The 18179-nt window shown below is 75.2% G+C and carries 16 protein-coding genes and 1 tRNA gene; 10 read left to right on the forward strand and 7 right to left on the reverse strand.

From position 1 onward, the window contains the following. Positions 1–8: 8 nt before the first annotated feature. Positions 9–704, reverse strand: a complete 696-nt coding sequence (locus tag G011_RS0112405) for a response regulator (RefSeq protein ID WP_013151355.1) — start codon at positions 702–704, stop codon at positions 9–11. After that, on the reverse strand, positions 685–3237 hold the full coding sequence (locus G011_RS29770; RefSeq protein ID WP_081642956.1) for an ATP-binding protein: 2553 nt from the start codon (positions 3235–3237) through the stop codon (positions 685–687). Before G011_RS29770 ends, G011_RS0112405 begins: the two co-directional genes overlap by 20 nt. Positions 3238–3823: 586 nt before the next feature. Here G011_RS29770 and G011_RS32420 point away from each other — a divergent pair. Then, positions 3824–4417, forward strand: a complete 594-nt coding sequence (locus G011_RS32420; RefSeq protein WP_019608741.1) for a hypothetical protein — start codon at positions 3824–3826, stop codon at positions 4415–4417. A gap of 50 nt (positions 4418–4467) precedes the next feature. On the opposite strand, the gene G011_RS0112420 is transcribed toward G011_RS32420, so the two are convergent. Then, positions 4468–6078, reverse strand: a complete 1611-nt coding sequence (locus G011_RS0112420; RefSeq protein ID WP_026338243.1) for an FAD-binding oxidoreductase — start codon at positions 6076–6078, stop codon at positions 4468–4470. A gap of 17 nt (positions 6079–6095) precedes the next feature. Between G011_RS0112420 and G011_RS0112425 the strand changes: the two genes are divergently transcribed. From G011_RS0112425 to G011_RS0112440, 4 genes are all read left to right on the forward strand, one after another. Beyond that, the gene (locus tag G011_RS0112425) at positions 6096–6698 is read left to right on the forward strand and encodes a TetR/AcrR family transcriptional regulator (RefSeq protein WP_013151359.1); all 603 of its coding nucleotides are present in this window, start codon (positions 6096–6098) and stop codon (positions 6696–6698) included. Then, the gene (locus G011_RS0112430) at positions 6695–8230 is read left to right on the forward strand and encodes a glycerol-3-phosphate dehydrogenase/oxidase (RefSeq protein WP_019608743.1); all 1536 of its coding nucleotides are present in this window, start codon (positions 6695–6697) and stop codon (positions 8228–8230) included. The genes G011_RS0112425 and G011_RS0112430 overlap by 4 nt, the downstream gene beginning before the upstream one ends. Before the next feature lie 215 nt (positions 8231–8445). After that, positions 8446–9000 carry an ATP-binding protein gene (locus G011_RS0112435; RefSeq protein WP_019608744.1) on the forward strand — a complete coding sequence of 185 codons (555 nt, stop codon included), beginning with the start codon at positions 8446–8448 and terminating at the stop codon, positions 8998–9000. A 381-nt stretch (positions 9001–9381) separates the two neighbouring features. Further along, the gene (locus G011_RS0112440; protein WP_019608745.1) at positions 9382–10269 is read left to right on the forward strand and encodes a bile acid:sodium symporter family protein; all 888 of its coding nucleotides are present in this window, start codon (positions 9382–9384) and stop codon (positions 10267–10269) included. A 45-nt stretch (positions 10270–10314) separates the two neighbouring features. On the opposite strand, the gene G011_RS0112445 is transcribed toward G011_RS0112440, so the two are convergent. Both G011_RS0112445 and G011_RS0112450 read right to left on the reverse strand, forming a co-directional pair. Further along, on the reverse strand, positions 10315–10959 hold the full coding sequence (locus G011_RS0112445; protein WP_013151363.1) for a response regulator transcription factor: 645 nt from the start codon (positions 10957–10959) through the stop codon (positions 10315–10317). After that, complete coding sequence (locus tag G011_RS0112450) at positions 10947–12164, reverse strand: sensor histidine kinase (protein WP_019608746.1); 1218 nt, start codon at positions 12162–12164, stop codon at positions 10947–10949. Before G011_RS0112450 ends, G011_RS0112445 begins: the two co-directional genes overlap by 13 nt. A gap of 190 nt (positions 12165–12354) precedes the next feature. On the opposite strand from G011_RS0112450, the gene G011_RS0112455 reads away from it, so the two are divergent. The 4 genes from G011_RS0112455 (at position 12355) to G011_RS0112470 (ending at position 16231) form a co-directional block, all read left to right on the forward strand. Next, the gene (locus G011_RS0112455; RefSeq protein WP_026338244.1) at positions 12355–13557 is read left to right on the forward strand and encodes a sensor histidine kinase; all 1203 of its coding nucleotides are present in this window, start codon (positions 12355–12357) and stop codon (positions 13555–13557) included. Positions 13558–13953: 396 nt separating this feature from the next. Then, positions 13954–14628 (forward strand): response regulator transcription factor, encoded by a 675-nt coding sequence (locus G011_RS0112460; protein ID WP_019608748.1) that lies wholly within the window; start codon positions 13954–13956, stop codon positions 14626–14628. A 122-nt stretch (positions 14629–14750) separates the two neighbouring features. Beyond that, complete coding sequence (locus G011_RS0112465; protein WP_019608749.1) at positions 14751–15476, forward strand: ABC transporter ATP-binding protein; 726 nt, start codon at positions 14751–14753, stop codon at positions 15474–15476. Next, complete coding sequence (locus tag G011_RS0112470; protein ID WP_019608750.1) at positions 15473–16231, forward strand: ABC transporter permease; 759 nt, start codon at positions 15473–15475, stop codon at positions 16229–16231. The genes G011_RS0112465 and G011_RS0112470 overlap by 4 nt, the downstream gene beginning before the upstream one ends. Before the next feature lie 40 nt (positions 16232–16271). Here the strand turns inward: G011_RS0112470 and G011_RS0112475 are convergent, their stop codons facing one another. Then, on the reverse strand, positions 16272–16790 hold the full coding sequence (locus tag G011_RS0112475) for an LURP-one-related/scramblase family protein (protein WP_019608751.1): 519 nt from the start codon (positions 16788–16790) through the stop codon (positions 16272–16274). Positions 16791–17019: 229 nt separating this feature from the next. On the opposite strand from G011_RS0112475, the gene G011_RS0112480 reads away from it, so the two are divergent. After that, positions 17020–17721 carry an exonuclease domain-containing protein gene (locus G011_RS0112480; RefSeq protein WP_019608752.1) on the forward strand — a complete coding sequence of 234 codons (702 nt, stop codon included), beginning with the start codon at positions 17020–17022 and terminating at the stop codon, positions 17719–17721. Positions 17722–17977: 256 nt separating this feature from the next. On the opposite strand, the gene G011_RS0112485 is transcribed toward G011_RS0112480, so the two are convergent. Beyond that, positions 17978–18049: transfer RNA gene (locus G011_RS0112485), tRNA-Arg, on the reverse strand. Positions 18050–18179 lie beyond the last annotated feature (130 nt).

The raw sequence follows: 18179 nt of genomic DNA on the forward strand, positions 1-18179 counted from the left end.
CGACGGGTTCAGTCCCCGGGCTGGGCCGAGCCCGCCCTCTCGAAGCGGTAGCCCCGGCCCGCCTCCGTGATCAGGTAGCGCGGGCACGCCGGGTCGGGCTCCAGCTTGCGGCGCAACTGCGCCATGTACACCCGCAGGTAGTTGGTCTCGCTCTGGTAGGCCGGGCCCCACACGTCGTGCAGCAGCTGGCGCTGGCTGACCAGCTGGCCCGCGTGCCGGGCCAGGATCTCCAGGATGTGCCACTCCGTCGGGGTGAGCCGGACCTCCTCGCCCTCCCGCAGCACCCGCTTGGCGCCCAGGTCCACGGTGAAGGAGGGCGTGCGCACCACCGGGGCCTCGTCCACGCGCACCGACCGCCGCTCCGCCGCGCGCATGCGCGCCAGCAGCTCGTCCATCCCGAACGGCTTGGTGACGTAGTCGTCGGCACCCGAGTCCAGGCAGCGCACCTTCTCCCCGGCCGAGTGCCGCGCCGACAGCACGATGATCGGCACCTGCGACCACCCGCGCAGCCGCTGTATGACCTCCATGCCCTCCATGTCGGGCAGCCCCAGGTCGAGCAGGACCACGTCGGGGTGGTTGTCCGCGGCCAGCCGCAGCGCGGACGCCCCGTCGGCCGCGGTGTCCACGTCGTGCCCGCGCGCCCTCAGGTTGATCCGCATGGCCCGGATGATCTGCATGTCGTCGTCAACGACCAGGACCCGCATCGGTCCCCTCCCCGTCTCCGGTGTCCGTCTCGCTCTTCTCCACAGCACGGAGCGTGAACACCATGGTCAGACCGCCGCCGGGCGTGTCCTCGGGGTCGAGCCTGCCGTGCATCGCCTCAACGAAACCACGCGCGACCGCCAGTCCCAGACCCACCCCCGTGCCCTGGGGGGCGTCGCCCAGGCGCTGGAAGGCCTCGAACATGCGCTGTTTGCCCTCGTCGGAGACTCCGGGCCCGCGGTCCACCACGCGCAGCTGCACGCTGTCGCCGTGCGCGCTCGCCGAGACCAGCACCGGCAGGCGCGGGTCCGGGTTGTACCGGACCGCGTTGGAGACCACGTTGGCCACCGCCCGCTCCAGCAGCCCGGCGTCGGCGCGGACGCGGGGCAGGCGGTCGGGCACGTCCACCACGACCGCCTCGTGCGGCAGGCCCAGCAGGGTGATGGGCACGACCTCCTCCAGCCCCACCGCGCGGAGTTTGGGGCGCACGTTGTCGGTGTGCACCCGGCTCATGTCCAGCAGGTTGTCGATCAGCCGGTTGAGCCGGTCGGTGGACTCCTCCACCGTCTCCAGCAGGTCCTCGCGGTCCTCCTCGGTGAGGGTGATGTCGGTGGCGCGCAGACTCGACAGGCTCGCCTTGATCGAGGTCAGCGGGGTGCGCAGGTCGTGCGAGACCGCGGCCAGCAGAGCCGTGCGGATGCGGTTGCCCGCCACCTGGCCACGCGCCTCGGCCGCGTCCCACTCCAGCCTCTGGTGCTCCAGGGCGATGCCGATGTGCGCGGCGAAGGCCCGCAGCACGCCCCGGTCGGCGGCGGGCAGCACCCGGCCGCGCAGCGCCAGCGCCAGGTTGTCGGAGATCGAGACCAGGACGTCGGCCTCCTCGGGGGACTCGCACGCCGGGGCGCCCACGCTGTGCGCCGCGCGCCAGCGCTCGTCGTCCAGCCGCTCCAGCAGGGTCGCCGACCGCTGCCCGAAGGTCTCCCGGATCCGCCGCAGCAGGGCCTGGAGGGGCTCCTTGCCCGCCAGGACGCTGCTGGCCAGCAGCGTCACCGCGTCGGCCTCGGCCCGGGCGCGCGCTGCCTGCGCCGACCGGCGCGCCGCCATCTCCACCACGATCGCCACCAACGCCCCCACCAGGGCGAACGCGGTCAGCGCCAGCATGTTGTCCAGCGACACCGAGGGCCGCCCGTGCAACGGGGACAGCAGCACGGTGAGCAGCACCGCGCTCCACAGCGCCGACACCAGGGCGGGGCGCAGGCCGCCCACCGCCGCCGTGGCCACGGTGGCCAGCAGCAGGAGCATCGCGTCCGAGGCGGCGCCCACGTCCTCGAACAGGGGCAGCGCCATCACCAGCGACAGCAGGGTGGGCGCCAGCAGCGCCAGCGACCAGCCGGTCACCCGGCGGTGCTCGCCCAGCCCCCGGCCGGGCGGCGGCAGCGGCCACCGGCCGCTGCCCACCCGCTCGTGGGTGACGATGTGCACGTCGATGTCCCCGGAGTCGCGCGCCACGATCGCCCCGACCCCGGGGCCGAACACGTACTGCCAGGTGCGGCGGCGCGAGGACCCCAGCACGATCTGGGTGGCCTGGACGCCCCGCGCGAACTCCAGCAGCCCGGTCGGCACGTCGTTGCCGACCACCTGGTGGTAGGTGCCGCCCAGCTCCACGAGCAGCCTGCGCTGCCGCAGCAGGTCGTCTGTGGGCGCCTGCGCCATGCCGTTGGGCGGCACCACGTGCACCGCCAGCAGGTGGCTGGGCTGGGGGTGTCCGCCCCGCGAGCGTGCGGCCACGCGGGCGGCCCGCCGGATCAGCGTCTCTCCCTCGGGGCCGCCGGTGAGCGCCACCACGACCCGCTCCCGGGCCTCCCAGGTCCGCCGGATCTCGTGCTCGCCGCGGTAGCGGGCCAGGCTCTCCTCCACACGGTCGGCGGTCCACAGCAGCGCCAGCTCGCGCAGCGCCGCCAGGTTGCCCTCCCGGTAGTAGTCGGCCAGGGCCGCGTCCACGCTCTCGGCCGGGTGGATGTCGCCGCGCGCCATCCTGCGGCGAAGCTCCTGGGGGGTGACGTCCACGAGTTCGACCTCCGCGGCGCGGCGCACCACGTGGTCGGGGACGGTCTGCCGGGGGCGCGCGCCGGTGATCTGGTGGACCACGTCGTTGAGGGACTCCAGGTGGTGGATGCCCACGGTGGACAGCACGTCCACGCCCGCCTCCAGCAGCTCCTCCACGTCCTGCCAGCGGGTGGCGTTGGGCGAGCCGGGCGGGTTGGCGCGGGCGAGGTCGTCGACCAGCGCCGTCCCCGGAGCGCGCGCGATCACGGCCGCGGTGTCCACGGAACCGGACGGCAGCGGCGGGACCCGCTCCAGCCCCTCCAGGAGCGCGGAGGTCCGTGCCCGGCGGTGGGTGTGGGCGGCGGCGACCACGACGTCGGTGCCGCGCTCGGCCCGGCTGCGGGCCTCGGCCAGGGCGTTGTGCGTGGTGCCGACGCCGGGGGCCGATCCCAGGTAGATGCGGAGCTTTCCTCGTGCCACGGCATCCATTGTCGGGGCAGGGGAGGGCCGCCGCGGACGGTTCGGACCGCGGCGCGGGCCGGTCGCGGCCACGGGCATGACGCGGCGGCCCCGGTTGGCGATACTGGGGGGACATACCGACGCATACGCCCGGGCGCCCCTCGCGCGGCGGGCGGTGCCCGGCCGCCGCGCGCGGCCGACGAGCATTGGTGAGGAGGCGCGGCGTCCGCCCGCCGGACGGGGCGGCGCCGCGGAGCCGATGACCTATCCCCCCGACGACGGTTCGTTCCCCGGTCCCCCCGGCGGGGAGCCCTTCCCCGGACAGCCGGGACAGCCCCATCCGGGCCCACGGCCCCAGCCGGGCTCCCCCGGGCAGCCGCACCCCGGCCCGGGGACTGCCGGGGGTTTCCCCGGACGGCCGGGGCAGCCGCCCGGCGGGCCCGGCCACCCCCACGTCCCGCCCGCCCGGCCCGGGTACGGCGCGCACGGGGGCACGCCGCCTCTGCCGCCGGTTGCCGGCCACCCGGCACAGCCCGGTCCGCGCCGGCGTCCCCGCAGGGGCCTGGTCGTTGGCGGCGGCGCCGCGGCCGTCCTGCTGGCGGCCTCCCTGGGCGTCGTGGTGTGGAACATCGCCGACGGCCGCCCCTACGCGGAACTTCCCGACTGCGGACGGCTGCTGCCGGCCGAGGTGGTGGACTCCGTGCCCGGCACCGAGAGCCCACGCGCCGAGGGCGAGTACACCACCGTCGAGGACGACGAGACGGAGTACCTGGCCGAGGCGGGCGTGCTCGGCTACCTCAACTGCAGTGTCGGGAACGTCGACGGCTTCCCCCTGCACGTCACCGCCTCCCTCTTCGAGTACGAGGACGGCGGGGAGGCCGTCGAGAAGTTCCACGCGGAGCTTGAGGACCAGCTCCGCGACCGCGAGCGGGGACGTCACGAGGAGGAGCAGGACCAGACGACGGTGCTCCTGGACTGGCGCCCCGTGTCCGCGGGCGACACCGGGTACGCGGTGCTCTTCGAGGGCGACGGGCACACCGACGGCGACGCCTACGGCTCGGCGGTCTTCGTCACCGTCAACGTCGGTGTGACGGTCTCCTACACCGTCGGCGGAGACGACGGCGTCGGCGAGGCCGAGGCCCTGGACTTCCTCGCCGACTTCGCCGGACGGGTGGAGCGCCAGCTCTCCCGGGAGGGGGAGCGGGCCTGAGGTCCTCCCGGGGGCGGACGTCCGCCCCCGGGGCCCGGCCGGACGCCGCCCTACGGGGCGGGGATGAGCTTGCCCGGGTTCAGGATCCCCTCCGGATCCAGCGCGGCCTTGACCGCGCGCAGCACCTCCCCGCCCAGGGGGCCGATCTCCGCGGCCATCCACGGCAGGTGGTCGGTCCCCACCGCGTGGTGGTGGGTGATCGTCCCGCCGTTGGCGGCGATCGCCTCCGAGGCGGCCCGCTTGGCCCGGCCCCAGCGCTCCAGCGGCGCGGCCCCGGCCGCCGTCACCACCGTGAAGTACAGCGAGGCGCCCGTGGGGTAGGTGTGCGACACGTGGCACATCACCACGGCGCCGCCCTCCCCGTCCTCCAGCGCCCCGGTGAGCGCGCCGGAGACCGCCGCGTACAGCGGGAGCAGGCCGCTCCAGGGGGCCGCGGTCTCCAGGGTCTCGGCCAGTACCCCGGCCGACAGCAGGGAGTCGCGCAGGTAGGGCGCGGAGAACCGGTTGTCGCGCCAGTGCGCCACCGGCTCGGGGCCCAGCGGGGTGCCGCCCGCCCCGGCCATGGCCTCCCGCGCCGCGGCCGCGCGGACCTCCACCTCTGCGCCGGTGCCCTCGAAGCCCAGGACCGCCTGGCAGCCGGGCGCGGACTCGCGCCCTCCCACGGCCGCTCCCACGAAGGTCTCCGCCTCGTCCAGGACCCGCGCCATGGTCGGCCGGATCCCGGACTGGGCCAGGGTCCGCAGCGCGTCCACGCCCGCCGCGAAGTCGGGGAAGGACCACGCCTCGTCCAGCACGCGCTCGGGGCGGCGGCGGATCCGCAGGCCCACCTCGGTGATCACGCCCAGCGTCCCCTCCGAGCCCAGCAGCAGGCGGCCCAGGTCCGGACCGGCGGCCGAGGCGGGCGGGCCGCCCGTGTCCAGGGTGCCGCGCGGGGTGGCCGCGCGCAGCGAGACCACCATGTCCTCGAAGCGGCCGTACCCGGAGGAGGCCTGCCCGCTGGAGCGGGTGGCCGCGTAGCCGCCGACGCTCGCGTACTCGTAGCTCTGCGGCAGGTGCCCGAGCGTGCACCCGTGCTCGGCCAGCAGCGCCTCGGCGCGCGGGGTGCGCACGCCCGCGCCCAGGACGGCGGTCATGGAGGCGGTGTCCACCGACACCAGCCGGTCCAGGCGGCGCAGGTCCAGGCAGACCACGGCGCGCAGACCGCCGCGCAGGGGCGCGACCCCGCCCACCACGCTGGTGCCGCCGCCGAAGGGCACCACGGCCACGCGCTCGGCCGAGCACACCTCCAGGACGCGCCGGACCTGGTCGTGGTCGGCGGGGTACAGGACGGCGTCCGGCGCGGGGTCGGCCCTGCCCGCGCGGCGCAGCAGCAGGTCGGGGGTGCTCTTGCCGCCGCTGTGGCGGAGCCGGGCGGCGTCCCCGTCGTCCACGTGGCCGGGCCCGACCGCACCGGCGAGCAGTCCGCGCAGCCGCTCGTCCAGCCGCGAGGGGGGCAGCTCCACCCGCTCCTCGGGGACGGGGGGCAGGTCCGCCAGAGGGGCCCGCAGCACCTGGGAGACCAGGTCGCGCAGGCCGGGGTCCAGCGCGCGCGCCCGGGCGGGGTCACCCCACCCGAACCAGCTCATCTCGGGCGCCGCCTCCGAGGAAGTGTCGTCAGTCATGCTCTACAGTTTTACATATGGCGTCAATACGTAACGTTGAAGACCGCATCCTGGACGCGGCCCGCGCCTGCGTCGAGGCCTTCGGGGTGCGCCGCACCACCCTGACCGACGTGGCGCGCCGCGCCGGGGTCAGTCGGCCCACCGTGTACCGGCGCTGGCCCGACGCGACCGCGCTCGTGGCCGACCTGCTCACCCGGGAGCTGCGGCGGATCCTCGCCGACCAGGGCGACGGCCCCGGCGGGCCCGCCGGAGAGGACGTGCGCGCCCGGCTGGTCCGGCACGCGGCCGGGGTCGCCCGCGCGCTGCTCGCCCACCCGCTGTTCGTCCGGATCGTGGACACCGAGCCCGAACTCCTGGCCACCTACACCTTCCAGCGGCTGGGCACCAGCCACCGGGCGGCCCTCGAACTGGTGGAACCGGTCGTGGCCGAGGGCCAGCGCGACGGGTCGGTGCGCGCGGGCGACCCCGCGGTGCTGGCCCGCCTCGTACTGGTCACGGTCCAGGGCACGGTCACCTCCCGCCGCCTGTTCGCCGACGTCACCGACGAGTCCGGCCTCGTCGACGAGCTCGCCGCCCTCCTGGACGGCTACCTCCGCCCGCCGAACCAGGAGAGCCCATGAGCCCCGCGGTCCCCGCCTCCTCCTCCCTCAACACCGCCCGGCGCGCGGCCGACCTCGCCGCGCTGGAGCACGACCCACGGATCGATCTCCTGGTCGTCGGCGGGGGAGTGACGGGCGCCGGAGTCGCGCTCGACGCCGCCGCGCGCGGTCTGTCCACCGTCCTGGTCGAACGCCACGACCTGGCCTTCGGCACCAGCCGCTGGAGCTCCAAGCTGGTCCACGGCGGCCTGCGCTACCTGGCCAGGGGTCAGGTCGCCATCGCCTACGAGAGCGCCCGCGAGCGCGACGTCCTCATGCGGGTCACCGCGCCGCACCTGGTGCGGCCCCTGCCCATGGTCGTCCCCGTCCACCGGGGGACCGGACTCGCACGCGCCCTGTTCGTCCGCGCCGGGGCGGGGGCGGGCGACCTGCTGCGGATCATGGCCGGGACCCCCGGCGGCGTGCTGCCCCGGCCCCGCCTGGTCGGCCCGCGCCAGACCCTGCGCCTGCTCCCGGGCGTCGCACGGCGGGGACTCCTCGGCGGCGTCGTGTCCTTCGACGGCCAGCTCGTCGACGACGCCCGCCTCGTGGTGGCCCTGGCCCGCACCGCCGCCCGTGAGGGCGCCCGGATCCTCACCCGCTGCTCGGCCGAGAGCCTGGCCGCCGACGGCGCCGTGCTGCGCGACGGGGTGACGGGCCGGATCGTCCCCGTGCGCCCGCGCGCGATCGTCAACGCCACCGGGGTCCACGCCGACCTGCTCGACCCCCACGTGCGGTTGAGCCCCAGCCGGGGCAGCCACCTGGTGCTCGACGGCGCCGCCCTGGGCCGTCCCCGGGCCGCGCTCACCGTGCCGATCGACGGCAGCGCCAGCCGCTTCGTGTTCGCCCTGCCCCAGCCGGACGGCCGGGTCCTGGCCGGGCTCACCGACGAGCCCGTGGACGGCACCGTGCCGGACGTGCCCGAGGTGCCCGACAGCGACGTGGACTTCCTGCTGGACCGGTTCAACCGGGCCCTGGAGACCCGCCTGGAGCGCTCCGACGTCCTGGGCGCCTTCGCCGGGCTGCGCCCGCTGGTGCACGGGGTCGGGGACAGCGCCGACCTGTCCCGCGAGCACGCCGTCACGGTCGCCCCGAACGGCACCGTCACCGTGGTCGGCGGCAAGCTCACCACCTACCGCGCCATGGCCGAGCAGGCCGTCGACACCGCCGTGCGCTCCCGCGGGCTGTCCGCGGGCCCCTGCCGGACCCGCGCGCTGCCCCTGGTCGGCGCCGCCCCGCGCGAGGCGCTCGACGCCGTGGCCGCCCCGCGCCGCCTGGTGGCCAGGTACGGCACCGAGGCGGTCGCCGTGCTGGCCGAGGCCGACGCCGACCCGGAGCTGCTCGCCCCCCTCGTCCGCGGGGTCACCGGGGCCGAACTCCGCTTCGGGGTGCGCCACGAGGGAGCCATGGACGCCGCTGACCTGCTGGACCGCCGCACCCGGGTCGGGCTCGTCCCCGCCGAGCGCTCCGCGGCCGAGGCCGCCGCCGAGGAGGCGCTCGGGGCCGTGGACTGAACGGCGGGACGGGTCGGGGGGAGACGGGCCGGAGAACGCGCGGGATTTCGGGGACTCACCACACCCGCATCCCCTGTCCCACAGGGTTCTGATCGCGTAAGGTCGTAGCCGTTCCCGCCGCCCCTCCCCCGAAGGCGGTTCCAGGACGCTCCCGCAGCCGCCCCCTTCCCCCGGTTCGCCTGCCCACTGAACCGCCCCGCCGAAGGAGTCCTCCCATGCCCACGCTCGTCTCCGTGCCGGCTCTGGCCAAGGCCGAGGACACCGTCCTCAAGGGTGTACCGGACGAGTACCGGCACTACTTCAGCGGACGGCCGCCGGTCCCCTTCACCAAACGCCACTGGGAGTTCCCCGGGGAGCCCGCCAGCGTGCCGCTGGCCCGCGCCTTCCTGGACACCTGCGCGGCCGCCCGGGACAGCGACTACCGCTACGTCTTCTCGCTGCTGGGCACCGAGCTGGCCACCAACGCCATCCGGCACAGCCGCTCCGGCGAGGAGGGCCAGACCTTCGTGCTGCGGGTGACCCGGGCGCCCAACGGGCTCACGCTGGTCTGCCGGGACAACGGCAGGCCCACGCGCTCCCAGCCGGGAGAGGACCGCCCGCTGAGCGCCGGACCGCTGGAGGGCGACCGGCTCACCGCGGAGAACGGACGGGGCCTGGCCCTGGTCGACAGCTTCGCCACCGCCTGGGGCGACAACGGCCACCCCAGCATCCGCAAGGTGTGGTTCCACCTGGCCTACGACCTCACCGGCAGCTCCTGGCCCGCCGCCTGATCCCTGCGAGGGCGGGGAGGGCCGGGCGGGGCGCATGAGCGCCTGATCCCTCCAGGGGAGGGGAGACGCGGGAGGCGCGTGCGCGTTCTGGACGCGTCCGGTCCCCGCCGCGCGGACGCGCCCGCGGCCACCCGGGCACGGCGGGCCGGGCGTGCGCTCTTGCCACCCGGGCACGGGCGTGTCAGCATACTGACCAGTAGCCACATGTGGCGCGGATCACGGGACGGCGCGATCCCCGGTCCGCACGGGCCCGCGGGCCCCGTACCACCGCACGCGGCGCCCCAGGCCGACGCCCTCACCTCCGCGGTCCGCGACGGTCGGCCACTCCCCCCGACCGCCCGATCGCGCCCCCCCGCGCGGCTCGCCCCGAGGTGTCCGCCCATGGATTCCACCATCGCCACGATCGCGCTCCCGGCGGCACTCGCCGTCATCATGCTCGGGCTCGGCCTGAGCCTGACCGTCGGGGACTTCGTCCGACTGACCAGCATGCCCGGCACGGTCGCGCTCGTTCTGGGCTGCCAGATCCTCGTCCTGCCCCTGGTCTGCCTCGCCCTCGTCCTGCTCTTCGACCCGCCGCCCGCCCTGGCGGTGGGCATGATGCTGCTCGCCGCCTCGCCCGGCGGCACCACCGCCAGCCTGTACAGCTACCTGTTCCGCGGCAACGTCGCGCTCAACATCTCCCTGACGGCGCTCAACTCCCTCACCGCCATGGTGACCCTGCCGCTGATCACCAACCTGGCCATCGCCCGCTTCATGGGCGACGGCGACACCCTCGGCCTCCAGGTCGGCAAGGTCCTCCAGGTGTTCGCGGTCATCCTGGTCCCCGTCGCGGTCGGCATGCTCGTCAGGGCGAGGGCGGACGCCTTCGCCCGGCGCATGGAGAGGCCGGTCAAGATCGCCTCCGTCGCGGTGCTGTTCGGCGTCATCGCCGTCGCGCTCTACCAGGAACTCGACAACATCGGCGACTACATCGTCTCCGTGGGGCTGATGGTGCTGCTGTTCAACATCGCCAGCCTCACCATCGGCTACTGGGCGCCGCGGGTCCTGGGCACCGGCCGCCCCGAGGCGATCGCCTCCTGCATGGAGATCGGCCTGCACAACACCACGCTGTCCCTGGCCATCGCGCTCAGCCCGGCCCTGCTCGGCAGCACCGAGATGGCCGTCCCGTCCGCGGTGTACGGCGTGCTGATGTTCTTCACCGCGGCCGCCACCGGCCTGCTGGTCACCCGCGGGGGAACCCGTGAGGAGGCCCCGGCGTCCGGCCGCTGACCCGCCTCCGCCGGGGGCCGACCCGCCTGGTCCGGCCGGGGCCGCTCACCTGCTGTCGAGGTAGGCGAGCACCGCGCGCACCCGGCGGTGTCCGCTGTCGGAGGGCGACAGCCCCAGCTTCGCGAAGATGTTGCCGACGTGCTTGTGCACCGCGTTCTCGGTGACCACGATCCGTTCGGCGATCTCCCCGTTGTCGAGCCCCTCCGCCATCAGCGCCAGGACCTCGTTCTCGCGGCGGGTGAGCGACTCCAGGGGGTCGCGGACCCGGCGGGCCAGCAGCTGCTGCACCACCGCCGGGTCCATCACCGTGCCGCCCCCGGCCACCCGCCGCAGCGCGTCCACGAACTCGCTGACCCGGCCCACCCGGTCCTTGAGCAGGTAGCCCACCCCGCCGCGGCCGTCGGCCAGCAGCTCCCCGGCGTAGTCCCTCTCCACGTACTGCGAGAGCACCAGCACCGGCAGCGCCTCGTGCCTGCGGCGGGCACCGATCGCCGCGTGGATGCCCTCGTCACGGAAGTTCGGCGGCAGCCGCACGTCCACGATGGCCAGGTCGGGCCGGTGGCGGTCCACGGCGTCGGCGAAGGCCGCCGCGTCCGCGGCCACCTCGGCCACCTCGAAGCCCCTGGTGGAGAGCAGCAGCTCCAGCCCCGCCGACAGCAGCACGTTGTCCTCGGCGATCACGATCCGCACGGCATCTCCACGTCGATCACGGTCGGCCCGCCCGCCGGGCTGTCCACGCGTACCGTACCGTCCAGGGCGGCCACCCGGCGGCGCAGTCCCCGCACACCGCTGCCGCGCTCCTCGTCCACCCCGCCCGAGCCGTCGTCGCGCACCGTCACCCGCAGCACGCCGTCCGCCCGTTCCAGGCGCACGGAGATCTCCTCGGCCCCGCTGTGCTTGACCGCGTTGGTGACCGACTCGGTGACCACGAAGTAGGCCGCGGTCTCCACCGCCACCGGGAGCGCGCCCAGCTCGCCCACGTCCAGGCGGGTGGGGACGGTGGTGCGGGCGGCCAGCGCGGTCAGCGCCCCGGACAGCCCCCGGTCGGCCAGGATCGGCGGGTAGATGCCCTGGATCACCTCGCGCAGCTCGGCCATCGCCTCCTCGGCGCCCTCGTGGGCGTTTCGGAGCAGCGCGGCCACGGCCGGGTTCTCCACGGCCTCCCTCGCCACACCCAGCTGCATCGCGATCGCCACCAGCCGCGCCTGGGTGCCGTCGTGCAGGTCGCGCTCGATCCGGCGCAGCTCCGCGCCGTGCGCGTCCACCACGTCGGCGCGCGTGCGGCTCAGCTCGTCCACCCGGGCCGCCAGCAGCTCCGCCTCGGTGGGGGCCAGCAGCGCCAGGGTCATGCGGGCGTGGGCCCGGGCCGCCGGGACGGCCGCGCCCAGGCCCAGCGCGCACCCGACCACCGTGTAGGCGACCCCGGTGACCAGAGCGGTGCCCCAGTCCAGCACCGGGAGCCACAGGAGCTGCAACGGCTCCTCCCCCGGGATCGCCCACCAGAACAGGTACTGCGGCGCGCTCAGCGGCATCGCGAGGGCCAGCAGCCCCACGAGCCCCAGCACGGTGCTGGCGGGCGCGAACACGGGCAGCCACAGCAGGACGCGGCGGGTGGACGGCCGACCCCACAGCTCCCGGAAACCGGACGCCTCCCGCCCGCCCACGCGCGGGACCGGCACGCCCAGGAAACGGGAGGCCCACCCCTGGTGCCAGGAGGCCCACCGGCCCAGCAGCCCCACCCAGCGCGGGAGCAGCACGAATCCCAGGCCCCCGATCGGGATGGTCAGGGCCACGGCCAGGGTCAGCGGCAGCATCGCCAGCGTCACCAGACCCGAACCCAGAACCACCAGCAGGTACGTGCTGGCCCGCAGCGCCCGCCTCCAGACCGCACCCATGCCCGCCGTCCCTTCCTCTCGCCCGTCGACCAACGACAGTCTGGCCCATCGCGGACACCCCGGGCACTACAGCCAGCCACCCTCTCCGCCCCGCGGCCTCCGCCGACCGCGCGAGCGCGTCGACGGACCCGCCGGACACTGCCATCGTGGACGGGGAACCCCCACCCGCCTCCGGAACGGAGCCCGACCGGTGACCGCAGCGACCGACCCCCCGCCGACCGGTGCGTCCGCCCCCGCGCCGTCCCGACACTGGACGGCGTTGGACGCCCGGCCCGGTCCCACGCGCCGCAGGTTCGCGGTGGACACCGCCGTGGCCCTCCTCCACCTGCTGCTCTCCGGAGGCCTGCCCGACCCGCACACCCTGGGCGCCCAGCCGCTGGACTGGGTGCGCCCGGTCCTGTGCGCCGTCGTCGCGGCCGGGATCGTGCTGCGCTGGAGACGGCCCGCCGCCTCCTTCGGCGCGGTGCTCGCCGCCGGTCTGGCGGCCACCGTCGCGGGATGGGGCCAGATGCCGCTGGCCGCCGCCGCGTGGGCGCTGTACCCGCTCGCGCTGACCGCCGAACGCGGCCCCACCCGGCCGCGGCACGGGTTCTATCTGCTGGCGGGCGTCCTGGCTGTCGTGGCCGTCGGAACCAACGGCGCGGCCCTGGACGGAGTGGTCCGCGACCTCGGCGTCGGCTCGGTGCTCCTCGGCCTGTCCTGGCTGCTGGGCCGCTCAGTCCGGGAACGCAGCGTCCAGGAGGCGCGCGCGGTCGCCGCGGTGGCGCGCGAGGCCCGGGTCCGGGAGCGGCTGCGGGTGGCCCGCGAGGTGCACGACGTGGTGTCCCACACCCTGGGCGCGGTCGGCATGCGCGCCGGGGTGGCCCGCTACACGGGAGGGGACGCCGAGGACCTGCGGGCGGCCCTGGCCGACATCGAGGCCGCCAGTCGCCAGGCCTCGGACGAACTCCGCAGGGTTCTGGTGTCCCTGCGCGGCGACCACGACGCGTCCCTGGGACCACAGCTAGGACCGGCCGACCTGGAGGCCCTCGTCGCCACCGCGGAGAGCACGGGGATCACCTGCCGCCTGCGGACGGAAGGGGCCGGGTCGCTGCCCCCAGCCGTGGCGGACAGCGTCCACCGCGTGGTCCAGGAGGCGCTCACCAACGCCATCCGGCACGCGCCCGGCTCCATCTGCGAGGTCACCGTCCTGGGCGGCGCCGCCGCCGTGGAGGTGGAGGTCATCGACACCGGGCCCGCGCCCGGCCGCGTTCCCGTACCGGGCAGCGGAACCGGCCTGGCCGGGATGGCGGAGCGTGTCGCCGCGCACGGCGGCACCCTCTCCGCAGGGCCCCTCCCCGGCGGCGGTCACCGCCTCCGCGCGCGCATCCCCTTCGGACCCGGGCCCGGGTGAGGCCGTGCGGCGACTGCTAGCGCCCCGTCGCACACGGCGAGCCGCGTTCCAAGGCCCGTCCACCGGGAACGCGCGGCGCGCCCGTGTGCCGGACGACAGCGCCTTGCCGGTGGCCTTGTCGCCCACGGAACACACGGCGCGCCCGTGTGCCGGACGGTGCCCGTGCGCTTCACGGAACCCGTGTACCGGAGGAGCTGTGTGTGACTGATGACTCCTTGGGTGCCGGGTGACATTTGTGTGCTGGACAGTGTCTGAACGTCGGATGACACCCGTGCGCCGAAAGGCGGCAGAACACGGGAACCCACCCGCGGGCGGAGTCCGCCAGACTGTGTCCCGGGGCCCGCACGCCGGCGCGGCGACGCGCCCCGGTATCCGTCCGAGGGCAGGGGGACAGGCATGGGTGAGACGGCGCCGGTGCGGATCGTGGTCGCCGACGACCAGGACCTGCTGCGCGGTTCGCTGCGCATGCTCATGGACAGTGACCCCGGCCTCACCGTGGTCGGCGAGGCGCGCACCGGGCACGAGGCGGTCGACCTGGTCGTGCGCACCCGGCCCGACCTCGTCCTCATGGACGTGCGCATGCCCGGGCTCGACGGACTGGCCGCCACCCGCCGAATCTGCGCGCGGACCACCGCCACCCGTGTGGTCGTCCTGACCATGTTCGACCTCGACGAGTACGTGTACGGGGCGCTGCGCGCCGGGGCCAGCGGGTTCCTGCTCAAGAACACCGCCCCCGAGGAGCTGCTGCGCGCCGTCCGCGTGGTCGCCGACGGCCAGGCGCTCCTGGCCCCCGAGGTCACCGGGCGCCTGATCGCCGAGGTGGTCCGGTCCAGGCAACCCGAGCCGGACGGGTGGGCCGACGTCCCGCTGACCCCGCGCGAGCGCGAGGTCGCCGCCCTGGTCGGCAGGGGGCTGTCCAACGCCGAGATCGCCGACCGCCTCGTCCTGAGCCGCGCCACCGTCAAGACCTACGTGAGCCGCCTGCTCACCAAACTCGACGCCCGCGACCGCGCGCAACTGGTGGTCTTCGCCTACGAGACCGGCCTGGTCCGGGCCGCACGCCGCGACTGACCCGGCCGACCGGGCCCACCGGGAACACGTGCGCCCGCCTCGGACGTCCCCCGGGGTTGACGGTGCGACTGTCCACTCCGGGCCGACGCGCCGGTCCGCCCCCGGGCCCGACGATGGGCGCCATGATCGAGATACGCGGACTCACCAGGCGCTTCGGCGCCCACACGGCGGTGGACGGGCTCACCTTCACCGCCCGCCCCGGCCAGGTCACCGGCTTCCTGGGGCCCAACGGGGCGGGAAAGTCCACCACGCTGCGGACACTGCTCGGGCTGGAACGGCCCGACGGGGGCCGCGCCCTGGTGAACGGGGTGCCCTACACCTCGCTGCGCAGACCCGCAGCCACCGTCGGCGCCCAGCTCGACGTCGGCGGCGCCCACCCTTCCCGCACGGCCCGCGCCCACCTGGGGTGGATCGCCCGCGCCAACGGTCTGCCCGCCTCCCGGGCGGAGGAGGTCCTGGAGTGGGTCGGCCTGGCGCACGCCGCCCGCTCGCGGGTGCGCACGTTCTCGCTGGGCATGGGCCAGCGGCTCAACCTGGCCGCGGCCCTGCTCGGCGACCCGGAGGTGCTCGTGCTGGACGAACCGGTCAACGGGCTCGACCCCGAGGGCATCCGGTGGATTCGCGGGTTCACCCGCGAGCTCGCCGACCGCGGGCGCACCGTCCTGCTCTCCAGCCACCTCATGGGAGAGGTGGCGAGGATCGCCGACCACTTGGTGGTCATCGACAGGGGACGGCTGGTCGCCGAGGGCGGACCCGCGGAGCTGACCGCCGGACACGACTCACTGGAGGAGGCCTTCTTCGCCCTCGTCGGCCGGGGCCACGGGGAGTGGACCGGGGGCCAGCGGTGAACGGCGTCCTGCGCGCCGAGGCGGACAAGTTGCGCACTCTCGTCTCGGTCTGGATCACCTGCCTGGCGACCCCGGTCCTGACGGTCGGGCTGGCCTGGCTGTCGGGCTGGTCGGTCGGCCAGGCCCTGGAGAACGACCCCGGGATGCTGGTGCGCGAGGTCGTCCCCGAACAGAGCGGCTTCGACGCGATCATGTACGGGCAGGCCGGAATGGTGGTGCTGGGCGTGCTCGCGGTCAGCGGCGAGTACACCGGCGGACAACTGCGCACCTCGCTGCTGGCGGTGCCCGACCGGTCCCGACTCCTCCTCGCGAAGGCGACGGCGGTGGTCCTGGCCGCACTGCCCGTCGCGGCGGTGACCGTGACCGCCGCCTTCGCCGCCACCCAGTTCGGGCTGGGGGAGCACGGCTACCCCCTGGCGGACGTCGTCGGCGGCCCGGTGCCGGGCGCCCTGGCGGGCGCCGTCCTGTACTGGGTCCTGCTGGCCCTGCTCGCGGCCGGGCTGACCGTCCTCGCGCGCAACGCGATCGTGCCGCTGACCGTGCTGATCAGCACGGTGCTGGCGCTGTCCTTCTTCCTCTCGATGCTCACCGACGCGGCCGACTACCTGCCCGACCGCGCGGGGGCCCAGATGTTCCTGCTCGGAGGACCCAACCGGACCGACCTGTCCGCACTCCAGGGCGGCGCGGTCATGGCGGCCTGGGTGGTGCTGGTGTGGGCGGCGGCGGTGTGGCTGTTCCGCCGGCGCGACGCCTGACCCGGGGGAGGGGCCGGGGCGCCGCCGCGCGTGCCTCGGCTCAGTCCTCCGGCCCCTCCTCCTCATCCCCGTCGCGGGTGAGGGTGTCCACGGCCACCGCCACGCTGATCACCAGGGCAGGGTCCCCGGCGAGGTCGGTGCGGTGGGTGTTCACGTCCACCGCGTAGGTGTCCAGGACGCGGAACCACTTGCGGGACACGTGCGCGACGGTGCCGTGCTCGTCGCTGATCACGTACTCCTTGCCGAGGAAGTCCCCGGTCACCTCCCAGTCCGGCGCGCCCTCCACCTCCACCACGAGCTTGTCGCGCAGCGGGTTGACCAGGCGCTTGCGCACGGTGGCGGTGGCGCCGCCCTCCCGCTCGACCCTCATCTGGTCGCGCAGTCTGAACAGCTTCTTGCGGATGACGGCGAGGACGGTGCCGCCGGTGTCCTTGAGCTCGAAGGTCGTGCGCAGCCGCAGCGCCTTGCCGTCCACGAGGAAGACCTTCTCACCCGCCTCGTCGGTCACCCAGTAGTCGTCACCGATGTCGAAAACGCGTTCGCGTACCAGGAACTTCATGCCTCGAAGTTAGGGCACGCGCGCCCGCCGCACCAGAGGCCGTCCGCGCCTGTGGACAACGCCTCCCGAGCGGGGCCGTGCGGGCACGCACAGGCCGGGGGACCGCCCGGTGCGGCCCCGCGCCGACACCGCCGCCGGACGGGACCGTGCCCGCGAAAGTCCGCCCGCTCCGGCACGACACGCGCCGGAGCGGGTACCTATGGGCACATCCCGACCCGGAAAGGTCCCCATGACCTGGCACACCCGGCCCATGGCCGCGTTCGACACCGAGTCCACCGGCCTGGACCTGGCCAACGACCGGATCGTCACCGCCGCCCTGTGGCGCATCGACCCCGCGGCCCGCACCAAGGAGGTCACCACCTGGCTCATCGACCCCGGGATCGACATCCCCCAGGAAGCCACCGACATCCACCACATCACCACCGAGCACGCCCGCGAGCACGGCCGCCCCGCCGCCGAGGCGGTGCCCGAGATCGGTGCCGCCCTGGAGAAGGCCGCCGCGGACGGAGTGCCGGTGGTGGTCTACAACGCCCCCTACGACCTGGGCCTGCTCTCCGCCGAACTACGGCGCCACGACGCCGGGGCGCGCCTCGACGGGACGCTGCGCGTCCTGGACCCGCTGGTGATCGACAAGCGCTTCGACACCTTCCGGCGCGGCTCGCGCAAGCTGGTCGACGTGTGCGCCCACCACGGCGTGCGCCTGGACGCCGAACAGGCGCACGGGGCCGCCGCGGACGCGCTCGCCGCCGCCCGGCTGGCCTGGAAGCTCGCCGCCGCCCACCCCGAACTGGCGGCCATGGACATCGACGACCTGCACGCCGCACAGGCGGTCTGGAAGGCCGAACAGGCCGCGAGCTTCCAGGACTACCTGCGGCGCAGGGACCCCGAGGCGGTCGTGGACGGCTCCTGGCCGCTGCCCGGTCCCGCCTGACCGGGCACCGCCCGCCGAGCCGGATCGGCCGGACGACCACGGGCGGCCCCGACACGCGGGGCGGTGGCACCGGGAGCTCCCGGTGCCACCGCCCCGCGTGGCGTCACACGTCCTGCCCGCCGCGTGCCCCGTCCACCGTGTGTCCGGGGAAGTTCGGGAGACGTGGTGCCGGGTGCCGTAAAACGAAGAACGCCGACCGTGGCGGTCGGCGTCGTTCCGGCTGATCAGCGGGGTGAATCCGCTGGTCCGTTCTGTGTGCCCCCTGCAGGATTCGAACCTGCGCACACGGCTCCGGAGGCCGTTGCTCTATCCCCTGAGCTAAGGGGGCTGGCTTGCGTGAACAACTGTAGCAGGGGCGCGCCGCCCTTCGTCCACCCGTCGCCGCCGCGCCCGCCCCGGCCCGTCGATGACCGCAATCCGGTGGTGCCGTGTCGCCCGGCGGCGGTAGTGTCGCGCCC

Origin of the sequence: Nocardiopsis sp. CNS-639, assembly GCF_000381685.1 — a bacterium.
GTDB classification, from domain to species: Bacteria; Actinomycetota; Actinomycetes; order Streptosporangiales; family Streptosporangiaceae; genus Nocardiopsis; species Nocardiopsis dassonvillei.

What these genes read in the sequence shown, in the direction of transcription:
- G011_RS0112430 (WP_019608743.1), top strand. Translation starts at nt 6,695, where the DNA reads ATGAGCCCCGCGGTCCCCGCCTCCTCCTCCCTCAACACCGCCCGGCGC.
- G011_RS0112480 (WP_019608752.1), top strand. Translation starts at nt 17,020, where the DNA reads ATGACCTGGCACACCCGGCCCATGGCCGCGTTCGACACCGAGTCCACC.
- G011_RS29770 (WP_081642956.1), bottom strand. Translation starts at nt 3,237, where the DNA reads ATGGATGCCGTGGCACGAGGAAAGCTCCGCATCTACCTGGGATCGGCC.
- G011_RS0112450 (WP_019608746.1), bottom strand. Translation starts at nt 12,164, where the DNA reads ATGGGTGCGGTCTGGAGGCGGGCGCTGCGGGCCAGCACGTACCTGCTG.
- G011_RS0112420 (WP_026338243.1), bottom strand. Translation starts at nt 6,078, where the DNA reads ATGACTGACGACACTTCCTCGGAGGCGGCGCCCGAGATGAGCTGGTTC.
- G011_RS0112405 (WP_013151355.1), bottom strand. Translation starts at nt 704, where the DNA reads ATGCGGGTCCTGGTCGTTGACGACGACATGCAGATCATCCGGGCCATG.
- G011_RS0112460 (WP_019608748.1), top strand. Translation starts at nt 13,954, where the DNA reads ATGGGTGAGACGGCGCCGGTGCGGATCGTGGTCGCCGACGACCAGGAC.
- G011_RS0112435 (WP_019608744.1), top strand. Translation starts at nt 8,446, where the DNA reads ATGCCCACGCTCGTCTCCGTGCCGGCTCTGGCCAAGGCCGAGGACACC.
- G011_RS0112425 (WP_013151359.1), top strand. Translation starts at nt 6,096, where the DNA reads ATGGCGTCAATACGTAACGTTGAAGACCGCATCCTGGACGCGGCCCGC.
- G011_RS0112440 (WP_019608745.1), top strand. Translation starts at nt 9,382, where the DNA reads ATGGATTCCACCATCGCCACGATCGCGCTCCCGGCGGCACTCGCCGTC.
- G011_RS0112465 (WP_019608749.1), top strand. Translation starts at nt 14,751, where the DNA reads ATGATCGAGATACGCGGACTCACCAGGCGCTTCGGCGCCCACACGGCG.
- G011_RS0112475 (WP_019608751.1), bottom strand. Translation starts at nt 16,790, where the DNA reads ATGAAGTTCCTGGTACGCGAACGCGTTTTCGACATCGGTGACGACTAC.